Raw genomic sequence first — 1,780 nt, forward strand, 5'->3', positions numbered from 1 at the left:
GTCGCGGAAGCGCGGCTCCTCGGCGAGGTGGAGCTTTGGCCGCCGCTCGAACAGGGTCTTCAGCGAGACCTGCAGTTCGAGCCGCGCCAGCGGCGCGCCGATGCAGAAATGGATGCCGGCGCCGAAGGAGACGTTCTTCTGGTCGGCCCGGCCGGGATTGAAGGCCTGCGGCGCAGCGAAGGCGGAGGGGTCGCGGTTGGCCATGCCGAGCAGCAGCGCAATCTTGTCGCCAGGCTTGAGCACGATGCCTGGCTGGACTTCGATCTCCTCATAGGCATAGCGCAGGAACATATGCAGCGGCGCGTCGAAGCGCAGGCATTCCTCGACCGTGGCCGCGGTCGCCTCCGGCGTGGTGAAGAAGCGGCTGGGGTCGCCGCCCTGCGCCAGGATCGCGCGCACCGCATTGCCGGTCTGGTGCACGGTCGCTTCGTGGCCGGCATTGAGCAGCAGAATGGTCGATGACACCAGTTCGTCCTCGGACAGTTTCTGGCCGTCCTCCTGCGCAGAAATCAGAAGCGAAAGCAGGTCGTCGCCCGGCTGCTTGCGCCGCTCGGCGACGTACCCGCGCAGGAAATCGGAAAAGTCGCGCGCGGCGCGGTTGGCGGTCTCCTCGGTCTCGCGCGTGCGGCCATGCATGTACATGGCGACGATCTGGTGCGACCAGTCGAGCAGTTGCGGCGCCATCGCCACCGGCACGCCGAGCATTTCGGCGATGATGGTGATCGGCAAGGGCGACGCAAAGGCAGGCAGAAGGTCGACCCCGGCGGGCTCGAAGCTGTCGATCAGTTCGTTGGCCAACGCCTCGACGCGTGGCCGCAGCCGCTCGACCTGGCGCGAGACGAAGGCGCGGTTGACCAGCGTCCGCAGTCTGGTGTGGACCGGCGGCTCCAGTTCCAGCATCGAATTGGCCTCGATGCCGTCGAAGGCGGCGAGATGCGAACGGTCCTGGCCGACGCCGCGGCTGTCGGGAATGCCGGCCGGGTTCTGGCGGCCGAAGCGGCGGTCGCGCAAGAGCCGGTTGACGTCGTCGAAGCCGCCAAAGCACCAGAAACCGTAGTCCTCCCAGAAGAAGGCGTCCGCGGCGCCCTGCAGGAAGGCATAGGCGTCGTACGGGTTCAGGAAGAAGGCCGGTTCGTGCGGGTCGAGCCGCAGGCGACGGCCGGCGGGATCGAAGGCAAGGTAGGCGGGTGGCGGCATCAAATCGGTCATGCTGGATCATTAGCGCGCCTTGCCAGCCCGGTGCCAGACCGTATCTTGGCGCCCGGCAACCCGATGAATTGAGCCAGCGGGGACCGCTGTGGAAGGATGGTTTCGATGAATGTGATCGTGGTCGGCGCCGGCATCGCCGGACTTTCGACGGCGTGGTCGCTTGTCAAAGCCGGGCACAGCGTTTCGATCGTCGAGCAGGGGCCGATCCCCAACCCGCTTGCCGCATCGGGGGACCATCACCGCATCATCCGTCGCGCCTACCGCGCCGGCACCGGCTATGGCAGGCTGATCACGGAGGCGTATGACGCCTGGGACGAGATGTGGGCCGATCTCGGCGAGAGCCATCTCGATGCCAGGGGTTTCCTCTGCATCTCGCGTGAGCCCGGCGACGAGGCCGAGGAATACCGCGAAGGCCTGGAGGAGGGGAACTTTCCCTTCGAGTTGCTCGACCCGGCCGCCGCGGTCGAGCGCTGGCCTTTCCTGGAGCCGGGCTCATTCCGCTATGCCTATTTTTCGACCGAGGGTGGCGCTCTGCATTGCCGCAGGATCGCCTCCGGCCTCTCTGCATGGC

Annotated in this window: 2 protein-coding genes; one reads left to right on the forward strand and one right to left on the reverse strand. The window is 66.9% G+C overall.

The window, feature by feature from the left end; translation table 11 throughout:
• Nucleotides 1–1,209: cytochrome P450 (locus tag EOA33_RS34690; RefSeq protein WP_145989482.1), on the reverse strand; the 1,209-nt coding region annotated here is incomplete at its 3' end.
• A gap of 105 nt (nt 1,210–1,314) precedes the next feature.
• On the opposite strand from EOA33_RS34690, the gene EOA33_RS34695 reads away from it, so the two are divergent.
• A partial coding sequence (locus EOA33_RS34695; protein WP_145989483.1) for an FAD-dependent oxidoreductase occupies nt 1,315–1,780 on the forward strand: 466 nt, incomplete at its 3' end.

It is taken from the genome of Mesorhizobium sp. M4A.F.Ca.ET.050.02.1.1, from assembly GCF_003997725.1.
Taxonomy (GTDB): Bacteria; Pseudomonadota; Alphaproteobacteria; order Rhizobiales; family Rhizobiaceae; genus Mesorhizobium.